The sequence below is a fragment of the Novosphingobium sp. BL-S-34 genome (assembly GCF_056857015.1).
In genome coordinates, this window is the sequence record NZ_CM166473.1 from 64836 (window position 1) to 91461 (window position 26626).

Genomic DNA, 26626 nt, shown 5'->3' on the forward strand with positions numbered 1-26626 from the left:
GCGAAATTTCTAGCCTCACTTTGCCGAGGGTTGTGAATTGCGGAAGAAGGCGGATAAGTCGCTGGCGAATTGCACGGCCTCTGCGGGCTCCTCGTACATCATGTGGCCGCCGCGATAGCAGTGCGCCGTGATCCGCTCCGCCAGGGCGGCGGGAAAATCGGCGGCGGCCTGCCGGTTTGCGGCGCAGCCGTTAAGCGAATCGTAAAGGCCGGTCGCCACCAGGACCCGCAGGGCAGGCGCCTTCTCCAGAGCGCGCTGGACCCAGGGCTGCGATGCGCTGGGCGGGCCTTCGCCGGCCATGGCGCGGGCGAGCGATTCTTTGGTGATGGGCGATTGGTCGTATTGCCAGTCGTTGCCTACCGGCAGCTCCGGAATGTCGATCCCGGCGTATTGGCCCTGCCGATAGCCCAGCGTCTGGCGGTAGAAGGCCAGGATCGCGGCATCGCCGGCCTTCTCGTCGGTCTTGTCGTCGGCCGGCGGCGCGGTGCGGCGCATGTCGAAGATGCCCAGCGTCTTGCCCTCCGATGCCAGCAGCCTGGTGCGGAAGTCCCGCGGCGATACCCAGAGCGTCTTCGCGTCGATCGCGGCCGGTGCAAGCCCGGTATAGCGCGCCAGGCCGGCCACCACGCGGGTGCGGTCGCCGGGGGCATCGGGATGGGCCAGGGCGGGATACCAGACCTCCCGCGCCCATTGCTCGGCAGCGGCAAGGGTCTTGGCCGGCTTTGCCGCCAGCGCCGGGTCGAGCTTGCCGAGGGCCAGCGCCGTCGCCGTGCGATTGGGCAGGGTCAGCGCGCGCATCAGCGCCCGGTCGCGTTCCTCGCCCATCGGTATCCCCCCGGAAACGAGCGCGATCCCGGCGACCGGCTGGCCCGCGTCGATCAGGGCTTCCGCCACGCCGGCCGCGCGCCAGGTGCCGAAACTCTCGCCGACGAGATAGACCGGCGCCTTCTCGCGCCCCCGGCTCTTGAGGAAGTTCAGGATGAACGCCGTCGTGGCGGAGAGGTCTCCGGTGGTCGAATAGAGGCTCTTGGCCGCCCGTTCGGAAGCGGCGCGGCTGAAGCCCGTGCCGGCGGGATCGAGAAATACCAGGTCGGCCGCGGCCAGGGGGCTGCCGGGATTGTCCGCCAGCGCGGCGCCCCTGAGCGTTCGCGGGCCGAGGGCATGGAACTGCAGCAGGCGCGAATCCGCGCCGGGCCCGCCGTTCCACACGAAGGCGATGGGCCGCGTTTCGGGGCTTGCGGCCTTTACGAAGTAGGCGGTGTAGAACAAGTCGGCCTGCTTGCCGGTCTGGCGGTCGCCGATCTCCATGGTCCCGGCGCAGGCGGCATAGTCCATGCGGCCGAGCCGGGCCGAGGCACCGGATTCCGCAGGGGTGCAGACGCTGCCCGCTGGTTCGGCATGGGCCGGGATGCTGTTCCCCAGGGTAGGGGTATTGGCCCCCAGTGTGGCGGCGATCAGGGCGGTGAAGATCCGTGCCGGGCGAGGCAGGCGGTTGGGCTTGGCAGGCATCTGGGACCTTTCACGGGGATCAGCTTCCCGCCGACCCTAGCCGAGTTGTGGAGGCAAGTTTATGCGCGAAAGGGGATGGCGCGCGATCACCGTCGGCACGCGTTCTTGACTGCCGATGCAGCAACGCCCGAAATGCGCAATTCTTATGCGCAAGCCTTTGCCTAGGATGCGTAAATGATCCAGCGATCCGATTCGCCCGCCGAAACCGCACTTTCCCGCCGCACCTTGCTGCGCGGTTCGGCGCTCCTGCCGCTGGCCCCGGCAATGGCGGGAGAGGCCCTTGCGGCCGCGCCTGCTGCGGCCGGCTCGCTTTCACGGGCGGGCGACTTCGCGCCCATGGCCAAGGTCTACCTCGATTCCGGCACGATGCATCCGGTGCCCCTGCCGGCTAAGGCATCGGTGGACGCCTATTTCCGGACCCGCACCGAAATGCGCGAGTGGTCCAGCCACGATACCGAAGTCCGCATCAAGTCCGCCTTCGCCCGCCTCATCAACGCGGCCCCGGAAGACCTCGCGTTCGTCCAGAGCACGACCGCGGGAGAGCAATCGATCGTCGATGCGCTCGACCTGCCGGCCGCCAGAGGCAGCGTGGTGACCGATACGCTGCATTTCTTCGGCTCGTTCTGGCTTTACGACCAGCTTGGCAAGCAAGGCGTGGACGTGCGCTGGATCCGCCCGACGGAAGGCCGGATCGATCCCGATGCCTACGAGAAGGCGATCGGTCCCGATACGAAGCTGGTCAGCCTCTCGCTCGTCTCCACCTACAACGGCTTCGAGCATGACCTGAAGCGCATTTGCGAGATTGCCCATGCCCGCGGCGCGCTGGTCTATGCCGACATCATCCATGCGGCGGGCACCGTGCCGATCGACGTCAGGGCCACCGGCGTCGATTTCGCGGCGACGGCCAGCTACAAGTGGCTCATGGGCGATTTCGGGCTGGGCTTCCTCTATGTCCGCCCAGACCGGCTGCCGCGCCTCAAGCGCAAGCGCTTCGGCTACTATCAGCTCGATGGCTTCAACCCGCACGTCTATCCCTACGACCAGCCCGGCGAGACCATCGCCGACATGACGCCGCGCAGCGATGCCGAAGGCCTGTTCGCCATGGGCACGCATTCGCACGCGGTGATGGCCCAGCTCGACTGGTCCCTGGCGAAGCTGCTGGAACTGGGCGTGGACAATATCATGGCCCATCGCCAGCCCCTGCTGCGCCGACTGCACGAAGCGCTGCCCGCCAAGGGCTACACGGTCGTCACGCCGCGCGACTGTCGCAGCCCCTTGCTCACATGCGTCCTGCCGGATGCGCACAAGGCGCTGGCCGAGCCGCTGAACCGGGCCGGGGTGGCGATTACGCTCAGCCACAACCGGTTCCGCATCTGTCCTTCGTGGTTCAACACGATGGACGACATCGAACGCCTGATCGCCGCGCTGCCGGCTTCCTCCTGATCTGGAACCAGACCCCATGTCCGCCAAGAAGACCGTTTTCCCGCGTTCCAGCCTGCTAGCCCTTTCCGCGCTCCTGCCTTTGGCCGCGCTCCTGCCCGCGGGTCCGCTGCTGGCGCAGGACGAAAGCCTGCCGATGCCGCCGGTATTCCTCAAGGCCATGGAGCCGATGGTGGAGCGTCCTGCCGCCAGCGACAGGGTCGTGCTCACCCGCCACCAGGGGACTTTCGGCGGCCGAAAGCTGGGCTATGACGCTATCGTCACCGAAACGCCGGTGGCGAACGCCAAGGGGCAGACGGCGGCGGTGGTCGTCACTTACGCTTATGTCGCGCGCAATGCGGCCCATGCGAAGCACACCGGGGTCACTGCGAAGCGGCCGGTGCTGTTCTTCTTCAACGGCGGCCCCGGCGCATCGTCCTCGCCGCTGCACCTCAACGCCTTCGGCCCACGCCGGATCGTCGGCAAGGGCGATGCCGCGCGGCTGGACGACAATCCGCACAGCCTGCTCGACGTGGCCGACCTGGTGTTCATCGATCCGCCGGGCACCGGCGCCTCGATGCCGGTGAAGGGCGCCGACGCCACCAGCTTGTTCTCGGTCTCCGGCGATGCCGCCGCCGTGGCCGACGTGTTGCAGCGCTGGCGCCGGGCCAATGGCCGCACCGATGCGCCTTTCGCGATCGTGGGCGAAAGCTACGGCACCGCACGGGCGCTGGCCATGCTCGATGCCGAAAGCAAGGCGAAGTTGCCGCTGCCCGACGGCGTGGCGCTGTTCTCGCTCTCGCTGGGCGACAACGACGGCCCCGTGATCTCCGACGTTTCGCTCCTGCCCACGCTCGCCGCCGTCGCCTGGTATCATCAGGCCGTCGACCGCAAGGGCAAGTCGGTGGCGGAGCACTTCACCGAAGCCCGCGCCTTTGCCGAGAACGACTATGCCCGCGCCCTCATCGCCGGCGCGTCGCTGACGGAGGCCGACCGGGCGAAAATCGCCGCACGCATCTCGGAACTGATCGGGATCCCCGCGGCGACGGTGGAAAAGGACGGGCTGCAGCTCGACCGGCAATCCTTCATGCTCGGCCTGCTTTCCGCCAAGGGCCTGCGCACCGGCCAGCTCGACGGCCGCGCGACGCGCGCCATTGCCGAATCCAACATGCATCCGCCCTTCGACGATCCTTCCATGACGCTGGGCGGGGAGACCGGCCATCTGATCGCCGACTACATCGGCAAGGACCTGGGCTATCCCTTGCCGAGCGCCTATCGCACGCTCAACCTGGGCATCAACTTCAAGTGGGACTGGGGCCGCGGCGAAGTCTATCGCACCGTGCGCTTCGCGCCCTTCCTGGCCAGGGCCATGGCCGACAAGCCGGACATGAAGCTGATGACCGTTGGCGGTTACTACGACATCACAACGCCGGTCGCGGCGGGGCAGTTCGCGCTCGACCATGCCGGGATCGGGCCGGATCGCCGCACCTCGAAGACTTATGCGGCGGGCCATTCGGTGTTCGAGGACGAAGGCGAACTGACGCGTTTTGCCGCGGACATGCGTGCCTGGGCCGGGACGCTGGGCCGCTGAACGTCCCGATGTGCCGGGCCGGGTGCGCTGAAGCGCAACACCGCGCCCGGCGCAGCGGATATCGTCAGAGCCCGAGGTCGCTGAGGCCGCGGTGCTCGTCCGGACGGCGCCCGAGCGGCCAGTGGAACAGCCGGTCGGCCGCGGCGATGGGGGCGTCGTTGATGCAGGCCAGGCGCCTGCGCATCAGGCCATCGGCGTCGAACTCCCAGTTCTCGTTGCCATAGGAGCGGAACCAGTCGCCGCTGTCGTCGTGCCATTCGTAAGCGAAGCGCACGGCGATGCGGTTTTCGCGGAAGGCCCAGAGTTCCTTGATCAGCCGGTAGTCGCGTTCGCGCTGCCATTTGGCGGTGAGGAAAGCGACGATGGCCGGGCGTCCGTTCAGGAATTCGGCGCGATTGCGCCATGCGCTGTCAGGCGTATAGGCCAGCGCGACACGGGCAGGGTCGCGGCTGTTCCAGCCATCCTCGGCCAGGCGTACTTTCTCGGCCGCGCTTTCGGCAGTGAACGGCGGCAGCGGCGGGCGCGGGTTTTCCATCATGCGTGTCCTTCTTCCAGGCGGCTGCGCAGGGCTGCGTTCTCCGCCTCCAGTTCGGCCATCCGCTCGTGCAACGGGCGGACCGCCTGTTCGATTTCCCGCTCGGTGAAGCGGGGCGTGATGTGCTGGGGGCAGTTCCAGTCGAACGCCGCCAGCCGCAACCGGAAGATCCGCTCCGGCCGCGCCTTGTAGCCGGGGTCCATGACGAGATCGGTCAGCGCCGCATCGGCGTCAAGCGAGAGCTTCTCGACATGGGCATAGATCTTCAGCCGCATGCGGCGCGGATAGTCCATCAGGATCAGGCAGGCCCGGTCGTTCGCGGCCAGGTTGCCGGTGCTGATGTACTGGCGGTTGCCGCGATAGTCGGCGAAGGCCAGCGTCCGTTCGTCCACCAGCTTGAGGAAGCCGGCGGGGCCGCCGCGATGCTGGACATAGGGCCAGCCGTCTTCGGATACGGACCCCATGTAGAAGCTGTCGCGCGCGGCGATGAAGGCCGCCTCGTTCGCGGTGAAGCGGTCGAATTCGCGGTCTCCCTCGAAGTGGGCCCATTGGCGGTCGGCGCCCATTTCCGCCTGGGCCGCGCGAACGCCGGGCGTCGTGGCGATATCCAGAAATCCGTAGGACATGGTCCATCTCCAAAGCGATGACGGGTGGGAAAAGGGTGCCGGGCGGGTGCCCGGCCCCCTTGTGGCCCGGATCAGCGGGTCGCCACCTCACGGTCGAGGAAGCTGCGGATGAGCGGCGCCATCTCGTCCAGCTTGTCCTCCAGGGCGAAGTGCCCGGTGTCTAGGATGTGCATTTCGGCCTGGGGCAGGTCGCGCAAGTAGGGATGAGCGCCGGATTCGGGGAAGATCGTGTCGTTCTTGCCCCAGACGATCAGCGTCGGCGGCCTGCGTTCGCGGAAGAACTGCTGGAACGCGGGATAGAGCGGCACATTGGTGCGGTAGTCGTAGAACAGGTCGAGCTGGATCTCGCGGTTGCCCGGCCGGTCTAGCAGGGCCTGGTCGTGGACCCAGTTGTCCGGGCTGATGCGGGTGACGTCGCGGACGCCGTCGGTGTACTGGAAGCGGGTGGCTTCGGGCGTCACCAGCCAGGCCTGCGCCTCGCGGTCCTCGGCCGATCCGCTCTGCCAGTAGGTCTTGATCGGGTCCCAGAACGCGCCGAGCCCCTCGTCATAGGCATTGCCGTTCTGCACGATCAGTCCGGTGACGCGCTCGGGGTGCTTCAGCGCCAGCCGGTAGCCCACGGGCGCCCCGTAATCCATGACATACATGGCATAGCGCGCGGCGCCGAGCTGCTCCAGCAAGGCGTCGACCAGGTCGGCATAGTGGGCGAAGCTGTAGTCGAAGGCGGTGTGGTCCGGTGCGTCGCTCTGGCCGAAGCCGGGATAGTCCGGCGCGATCACGCGGTAGCCATCAGCCAGCAGCGGGATCAGGTTGCGGAACATGTGCGAAGACGTGGGGAAGCCGTGGAGCAGAAGCACCACCGGGGCGTCCGCCGGGCCGGCTTCGCGATAGGCCATCGTCAGGCCTTCGACCGTGGCGGTGCGGTAGTGGATGGCGGCGGAGGCCGCATCGTGGGCGGCGGCGGAGGCCGTATTGTGGGTGGCGGCTTGGAACGTCTCGGGGATCGGGGCGGGCATCAGGGGCTTGGTCATGTCTTCCACTTTCGTGAGAGCGGCCGAGCGAGCTGCGTCAGCCTCTGATGGAAGAAGTAGTTCTTATGCCCGATCTCGATAATCGGGTGTCTGCGGAAATCATTGTTCCTGTTTGAGGAATAATGGCCCCATCACTGCAACAGGTCGTTGCCGCGCAGGCGCTGGACGGCCAGGTCCACGAAAGCCCGCACTTTGGCGGTGGCATGCCGCCCCTCGGCATGGACGACGTGGATCGGCATCGGGCTTTCGGCATGATCGTCCAGCACGGACTGCAGGCGCCCCGCCGCCAGCGCCGGGCCGACCTGGTAGGACAGCACGCGGGTGATGCCCCAGCCCTGCTCGGCGGCGGCGATAGCGGCCTGGTTGGTATTGCACAGCAGCCGCGGGTGCACGGTCACGCGGGTCCGGCCGTCGGGGCCGAAGTGCCACTCCGGGGAGACCCAGGCGCCGGTCGGCACGATCACGCGGTGATCCGCGAGATCGGCTGGGGAGCGAGGCACGCCGTGCCGCTCGAAATAGGAAGGCGCGCCGCAGATCGTCCGCCGCACCCAGCCCACGCGCGTGGCGCTGAGGCCCGAGGCGGGGAGATGCCCGATCCGCACGGCGACATCGATCCCTTCCTCGACGATGTTGACGCCCCGGTCCACGAAGAGGCTGCGGCCGGTGACGCGTGGGAACATGTCGAGATATTCCAGCAGGATCGGCAGGACGTGCATCTGCCCGAACATGATCGGCCCGGTGACGATGAGCGTGCCGGTGGGATTGCCGTGCGATCCCGCCGCGGAAGCCTCCGCTTCGGCGATGTCGGCCAGGATGCGGCGGCAATCCTCGAAATAGCGCTGGCCGGCTTCGGTCATCTTCACCGATCGCGTCGTTCGCACCAGCAGCCTGACCCCGATGTCCTCTTCCAGGCCCGACACCGCCCGCGTGACGGCCGGCGGACTGAGATGCATCTGCCGGGCCGCCTCGACGAAACTCGCCGTTTCCGCCACCCGGACGAAGATCCTCATGGCTTGCCACCGGTCCAATTCCACATCCTTCAGCCATGCAACGCTGGGCGGACGATGCGCGGAACAGGGCCTGCCGGTCAACGCCTTGCGGCCGTCAGCCGATGCGCGCCGCTTGCATGGCCCGGTTTAATGCTATAGCCAATAGCTAAATCTTTGGGAGAATCCACGCCATGAAGTTCGAGCGCATCAATCCGCTGACCGGCGACGTCGCCTCCAGCGCAGAGGCCATGACGGCCGAACAGATGCCTGCGATCGCCGCCCGGGCCGGCGCTGCGCAGCCAGCCTGGGGCGCGCTGGGGCCGAATGCGCGCCGCGCGGTGCTGCTGCGGGCCGCCGATGCGCTGGAAGCGCGCAAGGAGGCGTTCGTCGATGCCATGATGGGCGAGATCGGCGCAACCGCGGGCTGGGCCATGTTCAACCTGACGCTGGCCGCCGGGATCGTGCGCGAGGCGGCCTCGCTGACCACCCAGATCACCGGCGAGATCATCCCCTCGGACAAGCCGGGCTGCCTGGCCATGGCGATCCGCGAGCCGGTGGGCGTGATTCTGGGCATTGCGCCCTGGAACGCCCCGATCATCCTGGGCGTGCGCGCGATCGCCGTGCCGCTGGCGTGCGGCAATGCCGTGATCCTCAAGGCCAGCGAGCAATGCCCGCGCACCCATGCCCTGATCATCGAGGCTTTCGCCGAGGCCGGATTCCCCGAGGGTGTGGTCAACGTCGTCACCAATGCCCCGGCCCAGGCGGCCGAAGTGGTGGGCGCGCTGATCGATGCGCCTGCCGTGAAGCGCATCAACTTCACCGGCTCCACCGCGGTCGGCAAGATCATCGCCAAGCGCGCGGCCGAGCATCTCAAGCCCTGTCTGCTCGAACTGGGCGGCAAGGCGCCATTCGTGGTGCTGCACGACGCCGACCTGGATGAGGCGGTCAAGGCCGCGGCATTCGGCGCCTTCATGAACCAGGGCCAGATCTGCATGTCGACCGAGCGGATCATCGTGGTCGATGCGGTGGCGGACGCCTTTGCGGAGAAGTTCGCCGCGAAAGTCTCCACCATGACCACGGGCGACCCGCGTGAGGGCAAGACCCCGCTCGGCGCCGTGGTGGACCGCAAGACCGTGGACCACGTCAATGCGCTGATCGCCGATGCCGCCGACAAGGGCGCGCGCATCCTCACGGGCGGCGCGGCGGACAGCGTGCTCATGCCCGCGACCGTGGTGGACGGCGTGACTTCGGCGATGAACCTCTACCGCGACGAGAGCTTCGGCCCGGTCGTCGCCATGATCCGCGCGCGGGACGAGGACCACGCCGTCGAACTGGCCAACGACACCGAATACGGCCTGTCCGCCGCTGTCTTCACCCGCGACACCGCACGCGGGCTGGGCGTCGCGCGGCGCATCCGATCCGGCATCTGCCACGTCAACGGCCCGACCGTGCATGACGAGGCGCAGATGCCCTTCGGCGGCGTCGGCGCCTCGGGCTATGGGCGCTTCGGCGGCCGGCAGGGCCTGGACAGCTTCACCGAGACCCGCTGGATCACGGTGGAAACGCAGCCGGGCCACTACCCGATCTGAGGGAACCGAGAGCGGGGCAACCCGCTCTCCACTTCGGCGGCGCGCCCGCCGCCTATCGCCAGATGGCGTTGAGCGCGGGGAGCAAGTGGTCGCGGTGCTCGGCGGGCACGCGGTCCAGCAGCTTCTGCTCGAACGCCTCGATCACTTCACCGAGTTCCGTGACTTTTGCCGCCCCTTCGGGCGTAAGCATGATCGCCAGCGATTTGCCGTCCAGCGGCTCGCGGCGGATCCAGCCGGCCGCTTCCAGCCGGTTCAGCAGCGGCACCATGTTGGCGCGCTGGATGTCCAGCGTCTTGCCGATCTGGCTGCTGGTGAGGTCCGAACGGTCCTGGACCAGCAGCAGCACGGCAGCCTCGGTGATGCGGAAACCGCGATCGCCCAGCAGGTCGCCCAGTTCGCCCATCACGGCATTGGCGGCGCGGCGCAGCGCATAGCCCGGCAGTTGCCCCAGAAGATCGGTCATGGTCCCTCGTTGTTTATGCTATTGACGATAGCAATCGTGTTGCTATGCATGACAGCAATCAAGGAAAGAGGATAGCCATGCAAGACCGCGCTGAAACCGATACCGTTTCCTACACCGTCGAAAACCGCATCGCCTGGGTCTCGTTCAATCGCCCCGAGAAGCGCAATTGCATGAGCCCCAGCCTCAACCGGCGCATGAAGGAAGTGCTCGACGAGCTGGAATTCCGTGACGACGTGGGCGTCCTGGTGCTGACCGGAGAGGGCACCGCCTTCTCGGCCGGCATGGACCTCAAGGAATACTTCCGCGAAAACGAAGAGAAGGGCCTCGGCCATGTCCGCAAGGCCCAGCGCGAAGCCTATGGCTGGTGGGAACGCCTGCGCTGGTACGAGAAGCCGACGATCGCGATGGTCAACGGCTGGTGCTTCGGCGGCGCTTATGGCCCACTGTTCGGCTGCGACCTGGCGGTTGCCGCGGAAGACGCGCAGTTTGGCCTGTCCGAAATCAACTGGGGCATCCTGCCCGGCGGCGGAGCCAGCAAGATCATCGTCGAGCTGACCGGCTTCCGCAACGCCATGTACCACGCCATGATGGGCGAGAACATCGATGGCCGGAAGGCCGCCGAATGGGGCCTCGTCAACGAAGCGGTGCCGGCGGAGAAGCTGAAGGCGCGCGTGACCGAAGTGGCCACGGTCCTGCTCGGCAAGAACCCCGTGGCCCTGCGCGGCACCAAGTGGGCGATCCGCCGGGTGAGCGAGATGACCTTCGACAATTCGATGGACTACCTCGTGCGCACGCAGGAAGCGGCGAACTTCTTCGATGGCGAGGGGCGCAAGGAAGCCACCCGCCAATTCATCGACGACAAGACGTACAAGCCCGGTCTCGGCGCCTACGATCTGAACAAGGCGCGCTGAGCGCCAGGCCCTGGGAGAGGCAGCGATGAACGAAAGAACCCTGCCGAGGGACGCGATCGCGCGTCTGCTGCGGCCGCGCTCGGTCGCGGTGGTGGGTGCAAGCGACAAGCCCGGGGCGCTCGGCGCCTCGGTGCTGGGCAATCTCGACCGCAACGCGTTCGCGGGGGAGGTCTATCCCATCAACCCCAAGCGCGAGACGATCGGTTTCCGCACCTGCCTGCCTTCCGTGGAGGCTCTGCCCGAAGGCGTCGACGTGGCGGTCCTGGCGATCCCGCAGGCGGGCGTGGTGGACGCCGTGCGCGGTCTGGCCGCGCGCGGCTGCGGCGGCGCGATCATCTTCTCGGCAGGCTTTGCCGAAGGCGGTGAAGAGGGCAAGGCGCAGCAGGCGGAAATCGCCCGCATCGCCGCCGAGCACGGCATGGTGATCGAGGGGCCGAACTGCCTGGGCCTGGTCAACCATGTAGACGGCATACCGCTGACCTTCGTGGAGACCGACACGGTCGCCCCGTCGGGCCGCCGCGCGGTGGCGGTGGTGTCGCAATCGGGCGCGATGGCGGCCGTGCTCTGCACCACCTTCCAGGCGCGCGACCTGGCGATCAGCTATTCGGTTTCGACCGGCAACGAGGCCGCCAGCGGCGTCGAGGACTATGTCGACTGGCTGGTCGAGGATGGCGACACCCAGGTCATCGCCATGATCGTGGAGCAGTTCCGCCGTCCCGCGCGCTTCCTGGCCGCGGCGCGCCGTGCCCGCGAAGCAGGCAAGCAGGTGGTGCTGCTGCACCCCGGCAAGTCCAGCGCCGCGCGCGAATCCGCCGCGACCCATACCGGGGCCATGGCGGGCGACTACAAGCTGATGCGCCGCAAGGTGGAGCGGGCCGGCGTGGTCTTCGCAGAAACGCTGGAAGAGCTGGGCGATATCTCCGAAGTGCTCCTGCGCGCGCCCGCGCTGGCGCAGGCGGAACTGGCGGTGCTGGGCGAGTCCGGCGCCTTCAAGGCGCTGACGCTCGATCTGGCGGAAGAGCTGGGCATTGCCCTTGCGCCGCTGGGTGATGCGGATTCCCCGGCCCTGCGCGCCGCGCTGCCGCCTTTCGTGCCGGTCAGCAATCCACTCGACATCACGGCGCAGGGGTTGAGCCAGCCGGAGATATACACCCATACGCTGGCCGCTCTGCTGGACGATCCGCGCGTCGGCGGCGTGGTGGCGGGGATCATCCAGACCGATCCCGTGACGTGCGCCATCAAGGTGCCTGCGATCCTGGCCGCGCTGGAAGGCCGCACGATCGACAAGCCGCTGGTCTTCGCCGGACTGGACGAAGGCGCCCCGATCCCACCCGAGCATATCGCCGCGCTGCGGGCGCGGGGCATCCCCTGCTTCCCCAGCAATGAGCGGGCCTTCCGCGCGCTCGCGCGGCTGGGGGCGCTGGCGGCGCGCGACCTCAAGGCGGCAGAGACGGCCCCGATGCCGGTCCCGGGTCTGCGCGATCGCAAGGGCGTGATCGCCGAGTACCGCGCGAAGGAACTGCTGGCGCCGCTCGGCTTCGCGTTCCCGGCAGGGCGCTTCGCGGACGGCGCCGAGGCTGCCGTTTCGGCTGCCGATGCGGTGGGCTATCCGGTGGCGATGAAGGCCCAGGCGGCGGCGCTGGGGCACAAGAGCGACGCGGGCGGGGTGATCCTGGGGCTGGCGGATGCCGATGCGGTGGCCCAGGCGTGGACGCGTATCCATGCCAATGTCGGCGCTTACGATGCCGCGCTGGTGCTGGACGGCGTTCTCATCGAGAAGATGGGCGCACGCGGGCTGGAGATGATAGTCGGCGGTCGCAACGATTCCGAATGGGGCCCGGTGGTCCTGGCCGGGTTCGGCGGCGTGGCGGCGGAAATCCTGCAGGACGTGCGCCTGTTCACGCCCGACATGACGCAGGAGCAGATCGCGGCGGAGCTGATGCAGCTTGAAAGCGCGCCGCTGCTGGCCGGCTACCGCGGATCGCCGGCCCTCGATGTACCGGCGCTGGCGCGGCTGGTAGCGCAAGTGGGCGCGATCCTGGCGGCAGAGCCCTCGCTGGCGGAGATCGACCTCAATCCGGTGATCCTGCATCCCACTGGGCAGGGCGCGGTGGCGCTGGATGCGCTGATGCTCGTCAGTCCCGCCTGACGGGTCGGACCGTCATCCGGTTCCGGCGAAGCGGCAGCAAAGCCCCCGCGCCGGAACCGGATCGCCCGGCGCTCGTTCCCCGGGCATGCTCCATCACGTTTCCCTCGGCACGTCCGACCTCGCCCGCGCCCGCGCCTTCTATGACCCGGTCATGCGCGAGCTGGGGCTGTCGCGGACCCTGGATGTGGATGAGGCGGTCGGCTACGGGGCGGGGATCACCGTGTTCAGCCTCAACCTCCCGGCAGACGGCGGCGCGGCGACGCCGGGCAACGGCGTCCACATCGCTTTCGAAGTGGAAGCGCGCGCGGCGGTGGAGGCGTTCTTCCGCGTGGCGATCGCCAGCGGCGGCAGCGCCGACGGGGCACCCGGACTGAGGCCGGAGTACGACCGTCACTACTATGCCGCCTTCGTGCGCGATCCCGACGGCAACAAGATCGAGGCGCTCACTTTCGCGGCGGCCTAGAAGCTTTCCCCGGGAACCGCGGCACCAGCATGCCCACGCGCAGCCGATAGCTCTCGTAGTCGTGGCCGAACAGATGCACCAGGTCGCGCTCCTCGTAGCGGATGGCGATCAGGATATAGGCCGAGATTCCCAGCGCCAGCAGCAGGTGGCCGCCGGTCATGGTCGGCGCGGCCCAGAACGCCAGGAAGAAGCCCGAATAGAGCGGATGGCGCACGACGCGGTAGAACAGCGGCTGGCGCATGCGCGGGGCGGCGGGCGTTCCTCCGCGCGCGTGGCGGATGACCTGGCTCAGGCCGAAGAGTTCGAAGTGATCGATGAGGAACGTGCTCGTCAGCACGATCACCCAGCCCGCGGCGAACAGCGCCCAGACCAGCGCGCGGGGCGTCGGGCCGGAAAGATCCCAGACGATCGCGGGGATGGGCCGCCACAACAGGAACAGCACGATCAGCGCGAGGCTGGCAAAGAGCACATATGTGCTGCGCTCGATCGGGGGCGGGACGATCCGGGTCCATCGCCGCTTGAAGCCCTGCCGCGCCATCACGCTGTGCTGGAGGCCGAACAGCGCGATCAGCGCCAGATCGAGCACCCCTGCCGCCGCGAGAGGAGCGCCCGGTCCGCGGTCCACCGTGAAGGGAAGACCCGGAACATTGCCGAGGAAGCCGATCAGATAGAGGAAGGTCGCCAGGAACAGTCCGTAGACGACCAGGGCGTAGACCAGAAAAGCTGCCTTGTGCATGGCGAGGTCCCAACGTCAGGGGCCAGCACCATGGCCCGGCAAGAGGGCCCATCGTCAGGGTAACGGACCCTTTCTGCGCAGGCTGACGCTTGCAGGCCGGGCCTACGCGTGCAGGGCCTATTAGATCACTTCTGCGCGTGGAACTCAATATGTCCGAGGGGCCGAAAAGCGGGGGAGATGCGTTCCGGCCCCTTGCGGGCCTCAGCCGCCGCAGGCGTTCATCGGCATCGAGACATAGTCCAGCTTCACGTCGGAGATGGCGATGGCGAACGGTCCGGTGGCGGACAGCACCAGCGGCGCGGTGAGGGCGTGCATGTCGGCGCCGCGGCTGGCGAAGCATTGCAGCGGGATGGCGAACGTGGTCCAGGTGCCCGGCGCCGCCTTGGCCAGTGTCTGTGTGAGCGGGACGCCCACCGTCTTGCCGCCGCTCTCCATGCCCAGCGTGACCGGGCCGGTGGGCTTGCCCTCCAGCCGGTACTGGATCACCAGGCTGATCTCTCCGTTGCTCTCGCGCGAGAGGTCGATGGGGCGGGGCGCGACGATGGCGACGCGGCCTGTTGCCGTGCCGCTTGCCGCCTTGCCGCCCGGCTCTCCCCAGGTGAACAGGCGGGCATCTTCCTGCGCGCGCCGGTCCACGCCGGTTTCCTTGACCAGCTGCGTGTCGAACTGCCAGCCCGGAGGAGTCCGCCCGGTGCCGTAGAACGTGCCGGGGGTCGCCTCGGTCATGCCTGCGGGGCGGGTTTCGTCCAGCTTGCCCACTTTGCCGGGGCGGGCATAGGAAAGGCCGTAGCCGAACGCGAACAGGGGATCGTAGCCCGGATCGCGGCGGTTCAGCACATATTGGTCGGGGCGCTTGGGCCAGGAGAAGCTGAGCTTGCCCTTGAAGTCGTGAGCGACCGCGCCGTCGGCCCGGGCGAACAGCACGTCGGCCACGCCGCCGCCCTCGCTGCCCGGCAGGAACGCCGCGACGAAGGCGTCCGAGGCGTTCAGCTCCGCATTCACCCATAGCGGGCGGCCGGACAGGAACACGGCAACGACCGGAATGCCCGCCGCCTTGAGGCGCTTCAGCGTCGCCAGGTCCGGCTTGTCTCCGGGGCTGTATTCCAGGTTGGGAATGTCGCCCTTGAACTCGGCATAGGGCGTTTCGCCGAAGACCACGATCGCAGCGTCGGGCTTCTTCGCGAATGTGCCGTCCGGCGCGTAAGTCGCGGTGCCGCCTGCAGCCTTCACGGTGTCCTCGATGCCCTTCCAGATGGTGGTGGCATTGGGGAACGCGGAGTTGGGCAGGTCAGCGCCCTGCCAGGTGATCGACCAGCCGCCGGCCTGCTGGCTCACGCTGTCGGCCGCCTTGCCCGCCACCAGGATATTGGCGCTGGGCTTCAGCGGCAGCACGCCCTCGTTCTTGAGCAGGACCAGCGATTCCTGCACCGCCTGCCGCGCAATGGCCTTGTGGGCGGCGCTGGCTATCACGTCGAACTTGCCGGCCGCCACGCGGGACGAGGGGCGGCCGCGCTCGAACGTACCCGCGCGCAGCTTCACGCGCAGGATGCGGCGCACGGCATCGTCCAGGCGGGCCATGGGAATGGTGCCGTCCTTCGCCTCGCGCAGGGTATTGTCGTAGAGCTGCTTCCAGCCCGGCCCGGAATACATGAACATGTCCAGCCCGGCGTTGATCGCCTGGGGGCAATCCTCGTTGGTGCAGCCTTCGACCTGCCCGTGGCTGTTCCAGTCACCCACCACGAAGCCGTCGAAACCCATGCGGTCCTTCAGCACGCCGGTGAGGAGCGATTTGTTGCCGCTCATCTTTTCGCCGTTCCAGCTGGAGAAGCTGGCCATGACCGACTGGGTGCCGGCCTCGATCGCGGCGGGATAGCCGCCGAGATGGACGTCGCGCAGAACCTGTTCGGAAATCCGCGTGTCGCCCTGGTCCCGGCCGCCGGTGCCGCCGTCGCCCAGGAAATGCTTGGTGGTGGCGATCAGGTGGTTGGGGGCGAGGAAGTCCTTGGTGCCGACTTTGCCCTGCACGCCTTCGATCATGGCGCCGGCATAGTCCGCCGCGATCTCCGGCTCTTCGCCATAGCTTTCGTACGTGCGGCCCCAGCGGTCGTCCTGCACGACGGCGAGCGTGGGCGCGAACGTCCAGTCGAGCCCGGCCGCCGCCGTTTCTAGCGCGGTCACTTCACCGATCTTGCGGATGAGATCGCGGTCCCTGGCGGCGCCAAGGCCGATGTTGTGCGGGAACAGCGTGGCGCCGACGATGTTGTTGTTGCCGTGGACCGAATCCGTGCCCCAGATGATGGGAACCTTCGGGCGAGAATCGCTGCGGGTCATCGAGGCGTCGTAGAACTCGTCCGCCAGCTTCAGCCACTTGGCGGGCGAGGCATATTCGTCGTCATATGGGCCGCTGTTGCCGCCGTTCAGCACCGAACCGATCTTGTAGGTGACCACGTCCGCGGGCTTGATCGAGCCGATGTCGACCTGGATGATCTGGCCGACCTTGTCTTCCAGGGACATCGCCTGGATCAGCGCATCGACGCGCTTTTCCACTTTGGGATCCCGCTTCGGCTGGGCGTTCACCTTGGGCCAGATCGCCGGATTGGCCACTGGGGAGGCTGCCTGAGAGGCGGTCTGAGGAGACGCAGATTGCGCGCCCGCCGCTCCGGTCAGCGCCAGGGCGAGGATCGACAGGGAAGCGGCTGGGAAACGGCGGGTCATGAGGTCTCCTGTGAGGGCGGGCGTCAGGATGGGGCTGTGGCGGCGCGCCGGCGGGAAGCCGGTGCCGCCGCCGGGGGTATCAGGGCTTGGTCGTCACGGCCTGGCGGTCACCCGGTCGAGATTGGCGGCGCCTTCGAGAGCGGCGTCACCGGCGAAGTGGCCGATGCGCAGGCGATAGGCGCCGGCATCGACGATCCAGCCGGGCGCGGCGTTGTCGAAACGGGCGATCACGCGCGGATCGACGGTCAGCGAGACGTGACGGGTCTCGCCGGGCTTGAGCCAGACCTTCTCGAACCCGGCCAGGCGATAGGCGCTCGTGCCTGCGGCGCTTTTCGTCTCGACATAGAGCTGCGGCACGTCGGCGCCTTCGCGCTTGCCGCTGTTGGTCACGTCGAAGGCGACGGTCAGCCTGGCGCCGCCGGACACCTCGAGGTTGGCGTAGCGGAAGCTGGTGTAGGTAAGGCCGAAGCCGAAGGGGAACAGCGGCTTTTCGTTCTTCGCGGCATACCAGCGGTAGCCGACATCGGCGCCCTCCGGGTAGTCGACCGGGAAGGAGGCGACGCCGCCGCTCATGCCGTAGACGGTCTTGTCCCCGGCGCTGCGCCGCGCTTCGGCGGCGTGGAGTTCGGCCAGGCCGAGCGGCTGCGGGCGCGGAGCCTGATCGATGCCGACCGGGAACGTCATCGGCAGGCGGCCCGAAGGATCGACCGCGCCGAACAGGATATTGGCGATCGCCTCGCCCCCGCGCTGGCCGGGATACCAGGCCTGGAGGATGGCGGGCACGCGGTTCACCCAGGGCATCAGCACCGGACCGCCCGCTTCGACGACCACCAGCGTCTTCTTGTTGGCGCCCGCGACGGCATCGATCAGCGCGTCCTGGTTGTCGGGCAGGGCCATGCTCTCGGGGTCCTGCGCCTCGGTGCGCCAGGCCCAGGCGAAGACGAGCGCCATGTCCGCGCCCTTCGCGGCGGCGGCTGCCGCCTTGGGGTCGCTGCCGTCGACATAAGTGACGCTGGCACCCGGCGCGAGGGCCTGGATCGCTTTCAGCGGCGAGGAGGCATGCCAGGTGATCCGTGCGAAGGAGGCGGCGGCGCCCTTGGTCAGGGGGATTTCGACCGGCGCGCCGCCTACGGAGCGGACCTGCGAGGACCCGCCGCCCGAAAGCACGCCGACGTCCGCATGAGCGCCGATCAGCACGATTTTCTTCGCGGTCCTGGCAAGAGGCAGCAGGTCGCCCTGGTTCTTGAGCAGGACGATGCCTTCCTCGGCCGCGCGCTGGGCGACTTCGGCGTGAGCCGCATAGTCGATCTGCTGGGCGCTCTCGGGAACGGGATTGTCCATCAAGCCGCTGTCGATCACGCCGAACAGGATGCGGCGCACCATGTCGTCAAGTCGGGCCATCGGGATGCGCCCGCCCTTCACCGCTTCGGCGAACCTGGCGTCGAAGAACATCTGGTCGTCCAGTTCCTGGCCGGAATCCTGGTCGAGGCCGTTGATGGCGGCCTTCTCGGTGGAATGGACCGCGCCCCAGTCGGACATGACCCAGCCCTTGTAGGCCCAGTCCTGCTTGAGCACCTTGTTCAACAGCCAGTCGTTCTCGCAGGCATAGTCGCCATTGACCTTGTTGTAGGCGCACATGACGGAGGCGGGATTGCCGGCCTCGATGCCGAGCTGGAAAGCCAGCAGGTCGCTCTCGCGCAGTTCGGCGGTGCCGATCCGGGCGTCGAGCACGGTGCGGCCGGTTTCCTGCGAATTGAGCGCGAAGTGCTTGATGGTGGAGACGATGTGGTTGCTCTGCACGCCCTTGATGTGCTGGCCCACCATGACGCCGGCGAGCAGCGGGTCTTCGCCGAGATACTCGAAATTGCGGCCGTTCCAGGGGTCGCGGGTCAGGTTGACGCCGCCGGCCAGCAGCACGTTGAAGGTCTTGGCGCGGGCTTCGGCGCCGATCATCGCGCCGCCTTCATAAGCGAGCTTCGGGTTGAACGTGGCGGCGGTGGCGATGCTGGCCGGGAGCGCGGTGGCGACGTCGCCCTTGCGCTGCTCGATCTGGTTGGCGACGCCGAGGCTGGCGTCGCTCTCCCGCAGGGTCGGGATGCCCAGGCGCGGAATGCCGGGGATATGGCCGGCAGAGGGGATCATCGCGATGGGCACCGCCGGCTTGGCCAGGGGCGGGAAGAACCCGTGGACCAGCTGCAGCTTCTCTTCCAGCGTCATCTGCTTGACGAGGGCATCGGCGCGGGCCTGGGAGGTCGCGGCGGACGTGGAGGCCCCAGCACTCTGGACAGGCGCGCTCTGAACAGGCGCGTTTTGAGCCAGCGCCGGTGCGCTCAGGCTGGCGCCGCCCATGAGGCCGGCGATCAGGGCAGTCTTGGTGGCAGAAATCATCGGAAAACCTTGTTGGGCTGGGGGGCCGAGCGAGCGTGATAATGGTCGAGAAGGGCGCGGTGGTCGGGCAGGGCACCGCGGGCGCCGGCATGGGCGCTGCGGACGCGGGAGAAGACATCGCGCGCGGCGGCGCCACCGGGATAGCGGGCCGCACCGGCGGAAAGGCTGGTTTCGAAGCCCATGCCGTAGAGGATGTAGTGGTAGCTTGGCGGCAGGAAGGTCTCGAGATCCACCACGAAGTCGAAGCGCGAGGGCGGGCGGTGGCGCCACTGCGCCAGCATGTCCTGCAAGGCTTCGGGAATGGAGGCCGGATCGGCATTGTCGCGCCAATAGGCGGTGTCGGTGCGCCGGGTGATGCAGTAGTGCAGCTTGAGGAAATGGACGATGCGCTCGAAGCGGGCCGCCATCAGCCGGTTGAAGCTGCGCGCGGCGGCGTCGCGGGCGGCGCGGCTGCCGGGAACGAGGAATTCGCCGATCATCTTGAGCGCGGCCTCGATCAGCATGATGCCGGTCGATTCCAGCGGCTCGAAGAAGCCGGCGGAAAGGCCCACGGCCACGCAGTTGCCGATCCACTGGGTCTCGCGGTAGCCGGTTTCGAAGCGCAGCTGGCGCGGGGTCAGGCTGTCGCCTTCGCTGCCGACATAGCGGCGCAGGGTCGCTTCCGCCTCTTCGTCCGAGCAATGGCGGCTGGAGTAGACATAGCCGATGCCGCGCCGTTCGCTGAGGCCGATTTCCCAGGTCCAGCCCGCCTCGTGCGCGGTGGCCAGAGTATAGGGGCGCACCGGCGCGCCGGGTTCGGCATAAGGCACCTGCATGGCCAGGGCGCGGTCGTTGAACAGGCTGCCGGCGCAGGAGGTGAAGCCCGCTCCCAGCGTCTGGCCGATCAGCAGCGAGCGGAAGCCCGAGCAATCCAGGAAGAAGTCGCCTTCCACGCGGCGGCCATCGGCCAGCACGAGCGCGGCGATATCGCCATCGTCCGCACGCTCCACGGTGGCGACGGTTCCTTCGATGCGGTCGACCCCGGCGGCGACGGATATGTCGCGCAAGTAATCGGCGAAGCGGGCCGCGTCGAAGTGGTAGGCATAGTTCATCGGGCCGGAGAAGTCGGGGTCTTCGACCCGCTTGGGACCGCGTCCGGCGCGGATCACTTGCTCCTGCACGGTGACGGCATCGGCCCAGGGCAGGCGCTGGCCGCTGTCATCGGCGATCCAGTGCGGCAGCAGCGCTTCGTCCTCGCCGCCCACGGGAAGGTTGAACGGATGGAAATAGCTGTCGGTGCCGGTGGCCCAGCCGTCGAACAGCACGCCCTGCTTGAAGGTGGCGTCAGCACGGACCAGGAATTCCGCCTCGCTGATCCCCAGGCCCGCCAGTGTCGTGCGGATCGTGGGAAAAGTCCCCTCCCCCACGCCGATGATGCCGATCTCGCTGGATTCGACCAGCGTGACGTTCGGCAGCTTCAACGTGCGGGAAAGGTAGGCGGCGGCCAGCCAACCGGCCGTACCGCCGCCCAGGATGACGACGCGACCGGAGGAGGGATAGTCGGTCGTCATGTTCTTTCCTTCCAGCTCGCTATCAGAAGTTCGCGCTGGCGCGCACACCCCAGGTCCGCGGCGGCTGCAGGTTCGAGAGGAACACCGGATCGTAGCGCGGCGCGCCGAAGGCACCAGCACCGGTACGGATATGTCCGTTCTCGATGTTCTGGACGAAGGCTTCGACCGAGTACCTGCCGTCTGCCGGGCTGAACCGGAGCGAGGCGTCGGAACGGAAGTAGGCCTTCTGCTTGTCCCACGACGTGCCGTTGGTGCCGCGGTCGGGCATGTTGTCGGCCGGATCGTTGACGTTCACGAACGGATTGGCGTCGCCGTTGAAGTAGCTCAGCCAGCTCTTGGTTTCGTAATGGGTGGTGAAGCGCGGGGTGATCCGGGCTCCGCTCGCTAGTTCGAAATCATGCTCGTAGCTCAGCGTGGCCGAGAAGCGCGGCGCGTGGGCCAGTTCGTTGCCCTGCAGCTGCACGATGGAAGACGCCTTGCCACCGTCGTAGAGACGGCCGTCGACGCTTTCCAGATCGTCCAGCTTGGTCTTCTGCAGCGTAGCCGAGAAGTTCAGGCGGTCGTTGGCGGTGAAGGCGGCATTCATTTCCGCTTCCAGGCCGTAAGCCTTCGCGCCCTTGGCGTTCTGGGTCACGATCTGGCTGCGCACCACGTTGCCGGCATCGTCGCGGAAGGTGACGGCCTGGTTGACCTGGTATCCCTTGAAGTCGGAATAATAGGCCGCCAGGTTGAGCGTCACGGCCCGGTCGAGCAGGCGGGTCTTAAGGCCGACTTCGTAGTTGGTCAGGGTTTCCGGATCGGTCAGACCGGCATTGTCCTGGATGTTGCCCGACTTGAAGCCGGTGGAGATGCTGGCATAGCCCAGCGTGTCCTCGGCAAGATCGGCATCGACGCGGGCGAGGTAGGTCAGCTTGTCCCACTTGCCCTTCACGTCGTTGTTCGAGATCGAGAAGCCGGGCAGCAGGGCCACCAGTTCCGCGGCCGAAGCATCGGGATAGGCGCCGAAGATGCCGGTGGTGCAGGCGCCGCCGGGTGCCTTGTCGGCATCGGTGCAGCCGTCGCCCGAGAACGTGACGTTACGGCCGCCGATGTCCTGCTTCTTGTCCGAGGTGTAGCGTAGGCCGCCGGTCAGGCGCAGCCAGTCGGTGGCGTGCCACACGGTCTGGCCGAACACGGCGCGGCTGTCGATCTGGCGATTGGCCTGGATGAAGCTGCCCGCCCAGCTGAAGGTACCGTCGCGGTAGCCGTTGCGCTGGTCGATGTCGAAGCGGATCTTGTTCTTTTCGTGGCTGTAGTAAGCGCCCAGGATCCAGTCGAGTTCGTTCTCGCCGCTCGACTTGAGCTGGAGTTCGTGGCTCTGGAAGTCATAGCGCGACGACAGCGTGGCGTTCTCGTTGAAGGCGCCGAGCGGCAGATCGTTGCCGTCTGCATCCACCTGGCCGGTCGGGGGCAGGGCGCCCGCATCGGCATCGGTGCGGGTGCTGCCGCCAATGCGCGACCAGCCGGCGATGTAGCTGAGCTGGACGCCGTCCGTGATGTCGTAGTTCATCGTGCTGCGCACGGCGACCGAATAGCGGTCGGTGCTGGGCGCGGTGTCGCTCAGGGTGGACCAGCGCTTGGTGCCCGCGCGCGGGGTCTGGAGCAGGCCGATCACCGGCGCGCCGTTGTCGAGGAAGCCTTCCGCCGACAGGTTCCAGCTGAACTTCTCGCTCGGCTGCCAGAGCATCGAGACGCGGCCCGACTGCTGGTCGGCGGCATAGTACTTCTTGCCCGAAGTGACGAAGGCCGACTTGTTGATGCCGGCGATGTCAGGCGCGGCCTGGTAGTCGGCATAGCCGTCGTGGCGGTCGCTGACGAAGGCGACGCGGAAGGCCAGGGTGTCGGTGACGGGGATGTTGATCGCACCGCGCACGCCGAGACGGTCGTAGTTGCCGGCGGTCACTTCGACATTGCCGCTGAACTCACCGAGCTTGGGCTTGGCCGAGATCAGGCTGAGCGCGCCGACGGTGGCGTTGCGGCCGAACAGCGTGCCCTGCGGGCCGCGCAGCACTTCCACGCGTTCCATGTCGTACATCAGTACCGAGGCGCCCTGCGAGCGCGGCGAGTAGATGCCGTCGATGTAGATGGCGACTTCGGGGTCGGCCACCTCGGTATAGGCACTGTCGTTGCCGATGCCGCGCAGGGTCAGCAGCACGGCCGACTGGTCGCCCTGCTGGTTGAACTGCAGCGAAGGCACGAAACGGGCCAGGTCGGTAACGTCCTTGACGCCGTTCTTGGTCAGCGTTTCCTGGCTGAAGGCCGAAATCGCGATCGGCGTCGACTGAAGAGTCGTTTCGCGGCGCGTGGCCGTGACGATGATGTCACCGTTGGAAGCAGCTGACGACGCCTGTTGCGCCGAATTCTGGGCAGGTGCTGCGGCATCCTGCGCGTGGGCTGCGGTGGAAATGGAAAATAGGCAAGCCGCGAGCGCTGTGCCCGCGACGAGATCGTGCCTCGTCATGTCATCCTCCCAGATGGTTTGTACCTTGTGAGCGGCTGATGGCCGCAATCTGACATCGATGTCAAGCGCATTTGAAAACGGTTCGGCAACGATTTGACATCGATGTCAGATTGTGGATTTCATGACACATCATTTCCGCGATCCGGCCCGTTTGCCTTCGCCTGCCGAGTGCCATAGATGTCCACCATGTCGCTTTCCCCCCCGATCAGCCGCACGTCCGAAGCGCAGGAATCGGTGACCCGCCGCCTGTTCTGGCTCTCCATCGGCGTGTTCTTCATCGGCGGGTTCCTGAGCGCTTCGGTCGGCCTGCTGGTGCCGCAGCTCAAGTCGGTGCTGGCGCTGGACTACAAGAGCGCGCTGCTGATCCAGCTGGCTTTCCACTCCAGCTACTTGCTGTTCGCCCTGCCGGCGGCGCTATCGGTGGTTCGAATCGGATATATGCGGGCGATCGCGGCGGGTCTGACGGTCATGGCGGCGGGTTGCCTGGCGCTGGTGCTCGCGCAGGGGATGCGGCAATTCCTGTTGGTGCTGGGAGCATTGCTGCTGCTTTCGGCCGGGCAGACGGTGCTGCAGATCGCGGCCAATACGGTGGTGACGGTGATCGGGCCGTCGCGGCGCTCGGCTTTCCGGCTCAACCTGCTGCAGGGCTTCAACTCCCTCGGCACCGTGCTTGGCCCGCTGGTGAGCGCGCCGTTCCTTCTGGCCGACATCGCCCCCGGCTCGCGCGTGGAGGTGACCGCGTCGATACCCTTCATCGCCATCGGGGCGGGACTGGCGACGCTGGCCACCCTCTACATCGCGCACCGGGCATTGCTGGCCGACGCGCCGTCCGCCGCGGGCGACTATCTCCCGCGGGACTGGACCCGGCAGATATTCGCCGTGCTCGGCGAGCGCCGGCTTCTCTGGGGTGCCTGCGCGATCTTCCTCTACGTGGGCGCGGAAGTGACGATCGGGACGCTAATGACGAACGTGCTGATGCTGCCGAACCGGCTGGCGCTGGAGCCGGTCAGTGCCGGGCGACTGGTCAGCCTCTACTGGGCGGGAGCCATGATCGGCCGTTTCGCCGGGGCCTGGCTGATGACCTGGATCGCCGAGGCCCGCTTGCTGGTCTACGCGGCCCTGGCGGCGATCATGCTGACGGTGGCCGCGGCCCTGCTGCCCGGCGCGGCTGGTGCCGGCGCCCTGATCGCTGTCGGTCTGTGCAACGCGATCATGTACCCGACCATCTACGCGCTTGCCATGCCGCGGGACAGCAGCAAGGCCCCGCTGGCCTCGATGTGGCTCTGCATGGCGGTGGTGGGCGGGGCGATCGTGCCGCTGCTTACCGGCATGGCGGCTGACGCGATCGGCCTGCTGCCGGCACTGCTGCTGCCGGCGGCCTGCTACGTGGGGATCGCCCTGTTCGCCGCCCTGTGCGTGCGCGGCGGGGAGGCAGCGTCTTGAGCATCGTCACGATCAAGGATGTCGCGGCCAGGGCCGGCGTCTCGCCCAAGACGGTGTCCCGCGTCATCAACGGTGAGGCCTATGTGCGGCCCGAAGTGCGGGAACTGGTGCAGAAAGTCGTGGCCGAACTCGACTATCGGCCCAATGCCTTTGCGCGCAGCCTGTCCAGCTCGCGTTCCTATTTGCTGGGCCTGTTCATCGACGATCCCGTCTCGGGCTACGCCACGGACGTTCAGCACGGAGCCTTGATCGGCTGCCGGCAGCGCAGCTACCACCTGGTGGTGGAGCCGGTCGATCTGACGGCGCCCGATTGGGAGAGCCAGGTTCGTGGCAGTATCGCGGCGCTGCGGCTCGACGGGGCGATCGTTGCCCCGCCGATCTGTGACGAGGCGGCGCTGATGGCCGTTTTCGCCGAGTCCGGCCTGCCCACCGTTCTTGTCGCGCCCAGCAGCGCCCCGCCGGCTTCGGGAACGGTGCGCATGGACGATCGCCGTGCAGCGCAGGAGATGACGGAATATCTGCTGGGCCTTGGCCATCGGCGGATCGGTTTCGTCCAGGGCCCGATCAGCCATAGCGCCTCGGCCCGGCGTGAGGAGGGCTTCCGCAAGGCCATGGCCGCAGCGGGCGTCACGGTCGATGAGGACTGCATCGTGCGCGGAGACTTCAGTTCGCGCACGGGCATGGAACTGGGTGAGCGCCTTCTGGCCCTGCCGGAACGCCCCACCGCGATATTCGCCTCGAACGACGACATGGCGCTTGGGGTGCTGATCACCGCGATGAAGCATGGCATTGCCGTGCCGGAAAGGCTCTCTGTCTGCGGCTTCGACGATGCGCCGTCTTCCCGGGCGGCCTGGCCGCAAGTCACGACCGTCCGCCAGCCCAAGGCGGAGATGGCGGCGGCGGCCGTCGATATTCTGGTGAACCCGCAGTTCCGGCAGAAGGCGGGGGACGAGCACGCGCATCTGATGCTGCCGCATGAACTCATCCTGCGTGGCAGCACCGGCCCGGCATAGTTGTGAGGCGCCGGTAAGCGGGGCGAAAATTGCCGGGCCAGGGGTCGCGAAATCGGAGCGCGTCAGGGCCTTCGAGTGGCTGGCCGCTCTCCTTGAGAGTGCGGGGCCGGGGATGTGCGCTCTCAGGCGGGATGGAACAGAGCCAAGGTTCGATGTGGACATTGCCGAGATCTGCGGCCGACCTTGAAGTTGGGACCCTCCTTGCGGAGGGACAACAGGCGTTCGCCGAATGCAAAGGTCGCGCCGCGAGAAACGAGGTGCCGAACTATGGGATCGAACAGTGCGTCGAAGCCCTGGCGCGGTCTGACGCGCATCGGCCAGTGTCGTGCGGAGTGGTGCGACTTTTGGGAGAAAATCGCGCGTGCTGCGCTGCGCGCAAGGTTGCTCGTGCGCGAGAACCGTTCGATGATTGCCATGCGGCGAAAGAAGAACTCTTCGTCTATCTCGCTGGGGCAAACGTGGTGAAACCGAGTGACATAATGCTCCAGCCCGGTATCGGCGAAGAAACGACTGCCCAATCGCTTGCGGCAAAGCGTGTCGAGGGAGCCGTCCGGCGTCACACGAAGGCGTAAGGCGAGGAGATCCAGCACTGAGGCTGCCAGGCGCGGTGCGGATTGACGGAGCAGGTCACGCGGCTCGATCGGATAGAGCAGCACCGATCCGTCGGGCGCGACCCGTCGCTGAATGCTTGAGACTCTCGGGCAGAGCTCCCGCAGCGACGGGGCGAGATCGAAGATCCGGGCGGTTTCTTCGTAGAATATGCTGCCGACGTCGAAAGTATAGGCCGCGATCTGTTGGCTGCGGTGTGTGCCGCCGGCGCGATTCTGCTGATCGAGAACCAGAACGTCATGACCGGCATCCAACAAGTGCGTGGCGGCGGCAAGACCCGCGACGCCTGCTCCCAGGACGATGACGGTTTCCGCTGGTGCCGGGAGCGGGCGCTCGCTCACAGGGAGGTCGCGGCTGTGCAATCGACGCTATGGCGGGGCCGGACGGGTTCATCCAT

General features: G+C 67.5%; 20 protein-coding genes. 8 read left to right on the forward strand and 12 right to left on the reverse strand.

Annotated features, from left to right (window positions below):
• Positions 1-15: 15 nt before the first annotated feature.
• Positions 16-1509, reverse strand: a complete 1494-nt coding sequence (locus tag AC1VV3_RS14705) for a S10 family serine carboxypeptidase-like protein (RefSeq protein WP_482962653.1) — start codon at positions 1507-1509, stop codon at positions 16-18.
• 174 nt (positions 1510-1683) lie between these two features.
• On the opposite strand from AC1VV3_RS14705, the gene AC1VV3_RS14710 reads away from it, so the two are divergent.
• A complete protein-coding gene (locus tag AC1VV3_RS14710; protein WP_482962654.1) occupies positions 1684-2952 on the forward strand; it encodes an aminotransferase class V-fold PLP-dependent enzyme in 1269 nt (422 codons plus the stop codon).
• Between the two features lie 16 nt (positions 2953-2968).
• The gene (locus AC1VV3_RS14715) at positions 2969-4519 is read left to right on the forward strand and encodes a S10 family serine carboxypeptidase-like protein (protein ID WP_482962655.1); all 1551 of its coding nucleotides are present in this window, start codon (positions 2969-2971) and stop codon (positions 4517-4519) included.
• 64 nt (positions 4520-4583) lie between these two features.
• Here AC1VV3_RS14715 and AC1VV3_RS14720 read toward each other — a convergent pair whose 3' ends face one another.
• The 4 genes from AC1VV3_RS14720 to AC1VV3_RS14735 all read right to left on the reverse strand — a co-directional run bounded on the left by AC1VV3_RS14720 (position 4584) and on the right by AC1VV3_RS14735 (position 7721).
• Positions 4584-5054 carry a nuclear transport factor 2 family protein gene (locus AC1VV3_RS14720; RefSeq protein ID WP_482962656.1) on the reverse strand — a complete coding sequence of 157 codons (471 nt, stop codon included), beginning with the start codon at positions 5052-5054 and terminating at the stop codon, positions 4584-4586.
• Positions 5054-5680, reverse strand: a complete 627-nt coding sequence (locus AC1VV3_RS14725; protein ID WP_482962657.1) for a pyridoxamine 5'-phosphate oxidase family protein — start codon at positions 5678-5680, stop codon at positions 5054-5056. The genes AC1VV3_RS14720 and AC1VV3_RS14725 overlap by 1 nt, the downstream gene beginning before the upstream one ends.
• A 71-nt stretch (positions 5681-5751) precedes the next feature.
• Positions 5752-6576 carry an alpha/beta fold hydrolase gene (locus AC1VV3_RS14730; RefSeq protein WP_482963144.1) on the reverse strand — a complete coding sequence of 275 codons (825 nt, stop codon included), beginning with the start codon at positions 6574-6576 and terminating at the stop codon, positions 5752-5754.
• Positions 6577-6842: 266 nt separating this feature from the next.
• Positions 6843-7721 (reverse strand): LysR family transcriptional regulator, encoded by an 879-nt coding sequence (locus AC1VV3_RS14735; protein WP_482962658.1) that lies wholly within the window; start codon positions 7719-7721, stop codon positions 6843-6845.
• A gap of 170 nt (positions 7722-7891) precedes the next feature.
• On the opposite strand from AC1VV3_RS14735, the gene AC1VV3_RS14740 reads away from it, so the two are divergent.
• On the forward strand, positions 7892-9289 hold the full coding sequence (locus tag AC1VV3_RS14740; protein ID WP_482962659.1) for an aldehyde dehydrogenase: 1398 nt from the start codon (positions 7892-7894) through the stop codon (positions 9287-9289).
• Between the two features lie 52 nt (positions 9290-9341).
• On the opposite strand, the gene AC1VV3_RS14745 is transcribed toward AC1VV3_RS14740, so the two are convergent.
• Positions 9342-9752 (reverse strand): MarR family winged helix-turn-helix transcriptional regulator, encoded by a 411-nt coding sequence (locus tag AC1VV3_RS14745; protein ID WP_132268875.1) that lies wholly within the window; start codon positions 9750-9752, stop codon positions 9342-9344.
• A gap of 77 nt (positions 9753-9829) precedes the next feature.
• On the opposite strand from AC1VV3_RS14745, the gene AC1VV3_RS14750 reads away from it, so the two are divergent.
• The 3 genes from AC1VV3_RS14750 to AC1VV3_RS14760 all read left to right on the forward strand — a co-directional run bounded on the left by AC1VV3_RS14750 (position 9830) and on the right by AC1VV3_RS14760 (position 13275).
• Positions 9830-10663 (forward strand): p-hydroxycinnamoyl CoA hydratase/lyase, encoded by an 834-nt coding sequence (locus AC1VV3_RS14750; RefSeq protein WP_132268873.1) that lies wholly within the window; start codon positions 9830-9832, stop codon positions 10661-10663.
• A 25-nt stretch (positions 10664-10688) separates the two neighbouring features.
• On the forward strand, positions 10689-12812 hold the full coding sequence (locus tag AC1VV3_RS14755; protein ID WP_482962660.1) for an acetate--CoA ligase family protein: 2124 nt from the start codon (positions 10689-10691) through the stop codon (positions 12810-12812).
• A gap of 85 nt (positions 12813-12897) precedes the next feature.
• Entirely contained in the window at positions 12898-13275 is a 378-nt protein-coding gene (locus AC1VV3_RS14760) for a VOC family protein (protein WP_134095945.1), read from the forward strand.
• Here AC1VV3_RS14760 and mddA read toward each other — a convergent pair.
• From mddA to AC1VV3_RS14785, 5 genes are all read right to left on the reverse strand, one after another.
• A complete protein-coding gene (mddA, locus tag AC1VV3_RS14765; protein ID WP_482962661.1) occupies positions 13256-14011 on the reverse strand; it encodes a methanethiol S-methyltransferase in 756 nt (251 codons plus the stop codon). The two genes, AC1VV3_RS14760 and mddA, sit on opposite strands and share 20 nt — an antisense overlap.
• Positions 14012-14212: 201 nt before the next feature.
• On the reverse strand, positions 14213-16726 hold the full coding sequence (locus tag AC1VV3_RS14770; RefSeq protein WP_482962662.1) for a glycoside hydrolase family 3 N-terminal domain-containing protein: 2514 nt from the start codon (positions 16724-16726) through the stop codon (positions 14213-14215).
• Between the two features lie 93 nt (positions 16727-16819).
• The gene (locus tag AC1VV3_RS14775; protein WP_482962663.1) at positions 16820-19114 is read right to left on the reverse strand and encodes a beta-glucosidase family protein; all 2295 of its coding nucleotides are present in this window, start codon (positions 19112-19114) and stop codon (positions 16820-16822) included.
• A complete protein-coding gene (locus AC1VV3_RS14780; RefSeq protein ID WP_482962664.1) occupies positions 19111-20664 on the reverse strand; it encodes a tryptophan halogenase family protein in 1554 nt (517 codons plus the stop codon). The genes AC1VV3_RS14775 and AC1VV3_RS14780 overlap by 4 nt, the downstream gene beginning before the upstream one ends.
• Positions 20665-20686: 22 nt before the next feature.
• A complete protein-coding gene (locus AC1VV3_RS14785; protein WP_132268864.1) occupies positions 20687-23164 on the reverse strand; it encodes a TonB-dependent receptor in 2478 nt (825 codons plus the stop codon).
• Positions 23165-23341: 177 nt separating this feature from the next.
• On the opposite strand from AC1VV3_RS14785, the gene AC1VV3_RS14790 reads away from it, so the two are divergent.
• Both AC1VV3_RS14790 and AC1VV3_RS14795 read left to right on the forward strand, forming a co-directional pair.
• Positions 23342-24607: an MFS transporter gene (locus AC1VV3_RS14790; protein WP_482962665.1), complete on the forward strand. Its 1266-nt coding sequence runs from the start codon at positions 23342-23344 to the stop codon at positions 24605-24607.
• Positions 24604-25620, forward strand: a complete 1017-nt coding sequence (locus AC1VV3_RS14795) for a LacI family DNA-binding transcriptional regulator (RefSeq protein ID WP_482962666.1) — start codon at positions 24604-24606, stop codon at positions 25618-25620. Before AC1VV3_RS14790 ends, AC1VV3_RS14795 begins: the two co-directional genes overlap by 4 nt.
• Positions 25621-25742: 122 nt before the next feature.
• Here the strand turns inward: AC1VV3_RS14795 and AC1VV3_RS14800 are convergent, their stop codons facing one another.
• On the reverse strand, positions 25743-26570 hold the full coding sequence (locus AC1VV3_RS14800; protein WP_482962667.1) for an FAD-dependent oxidoreductase: 828 nt from the start codon (positions 26568-26570) through the stop codon (positions 25743-25745).
• Positions 26571-26626: the final 56 nt, after the last annotated feature.

Coding starts and splice junctions, on each gene's coding strand:
- AC1VV3_RS14705 (WP_482962653.1), bottom strand. CDS start 1,509: ATGCCTGCCAAGCCCAACCGCCTGCCTCGCCCGGCACGGATCTTCACC.
- AC1VV3_RS14710 (WP_482962654.1), top strand. CDS start 1,684: ATGATCCAGCGATCCGATTCGCCCGCCGAAACCGCACTTTCCCGCCGC.
- AC1VV3_RS14715 (WP_482962655.1), top strand. CDS start 2,969: ATGTCCGCCAAGAAGACCGTTTTCCCGCGTTCCAGCCTGCTAGCCCTT.
- AC1VV3_RS14720 (WP_482962656.1), bottom strand. CDS start 5,054: ATGGAAAACCCGCGCCCGCCGCTGCCGCCGTTCACTGCCGAAAGCGCG.
- AC1VV3_RS14725 (WP_482962657.1), bottom strand. CDS start 5,680: ATGTCCTACGGATTTCTGGATATCGCCACGACGCCCGGCGTTCGCGCG.
- AC1VV3_RS14730 (WP_482963144.1), bottom strand. CDS start 6,576: ATGGCCTATCGCGAAGCCGGCCCGGCGGACGCCCCGGTGGTGCTTCTG.
- AC1VV3_RS14735 (WP_482962658.1), bottom strand. CDS start 7,721: ATGAGGATCTTCGTCCGGGTGGCGGAAACGGCGAGTTTCGTCGAGGCG.
- AC1VV3_RS14740 (WP_482962659.1), top strand. CDS start 7,892: ATGAAGTTCGAGCGCATCAATCCGCTGACCGGCGACGTCGCCTCCAGC.
- AC1VV3_RS14745 (WP_132268875.1), bottom strand. CDS start 9,752: ATGACCGATCTTCTGGGGCAACTGCCGGGCTATGCGCTGCGCCGCGCC.
- AC1VV3_RS14750 (WP_132268873.1), top strand. CDS start 9,830: ATGCAAGACCGCGCTGAAACCGATACCGTTTCCTACACCGTCGAAAAC.
- AC1VV3_RS14755 (WP_482962660.1), top strand. CDS start 10,689: ATGAACGAAAGAACCCTGCCGAGGGACGCGATCGCGCGTCTGCTGCGG.
- AC1VV3_RS14760 (WP_134095945.1), top strand. CDS start 12,898: ATGCTCCATCACGTTTCCCTCGGCACGTCCGACCTCGCCCGCGCCCGC.
- mddA (WP_482962661.1), bottom strand. CDS start 14,011: ATGCACAAGGCAGCTTTTCTGGTCTACGCCCTGGTCGTCTACGGACTG.
- AC1VV3_RS14770 (WP_482962662.1), bottom strand. CDS start 16,726: ATGACCCGCCGTTTCCCAGCCGCTTCCCTGTCGATCCTCGCCCTGGCG.
- AC1VV3_RS14775 (WP_482962663.1), bottom strand. CDS start 19,114: ATGATTTCTGCCACCAAGACTGCCCTGATCGCCGGCCTCATGGGCGGC.
- AC1VV3_RS14780 (WP_482962664.1), bottom strand. CDS start 20,664: ATGACGACCGACTATCCCTCCTCCGGTCGCGTCGTCATCCTGGGCGGC.
- AC1VV3_RS14785 (WP_132268864.1), bottom strand. CDS start 23,164: ATGACGAGGCACGATCTCGTCGCGGGCACAGCGCTCGCGGCTTGCCTA.
- AC1VV3_RS14790 (WP_482962665.1), top strand. CDS start 23,342: ATGTCCACCATGTCGCTTTCCCCCCCGATCAGCCGCACGTCCGAAGCG.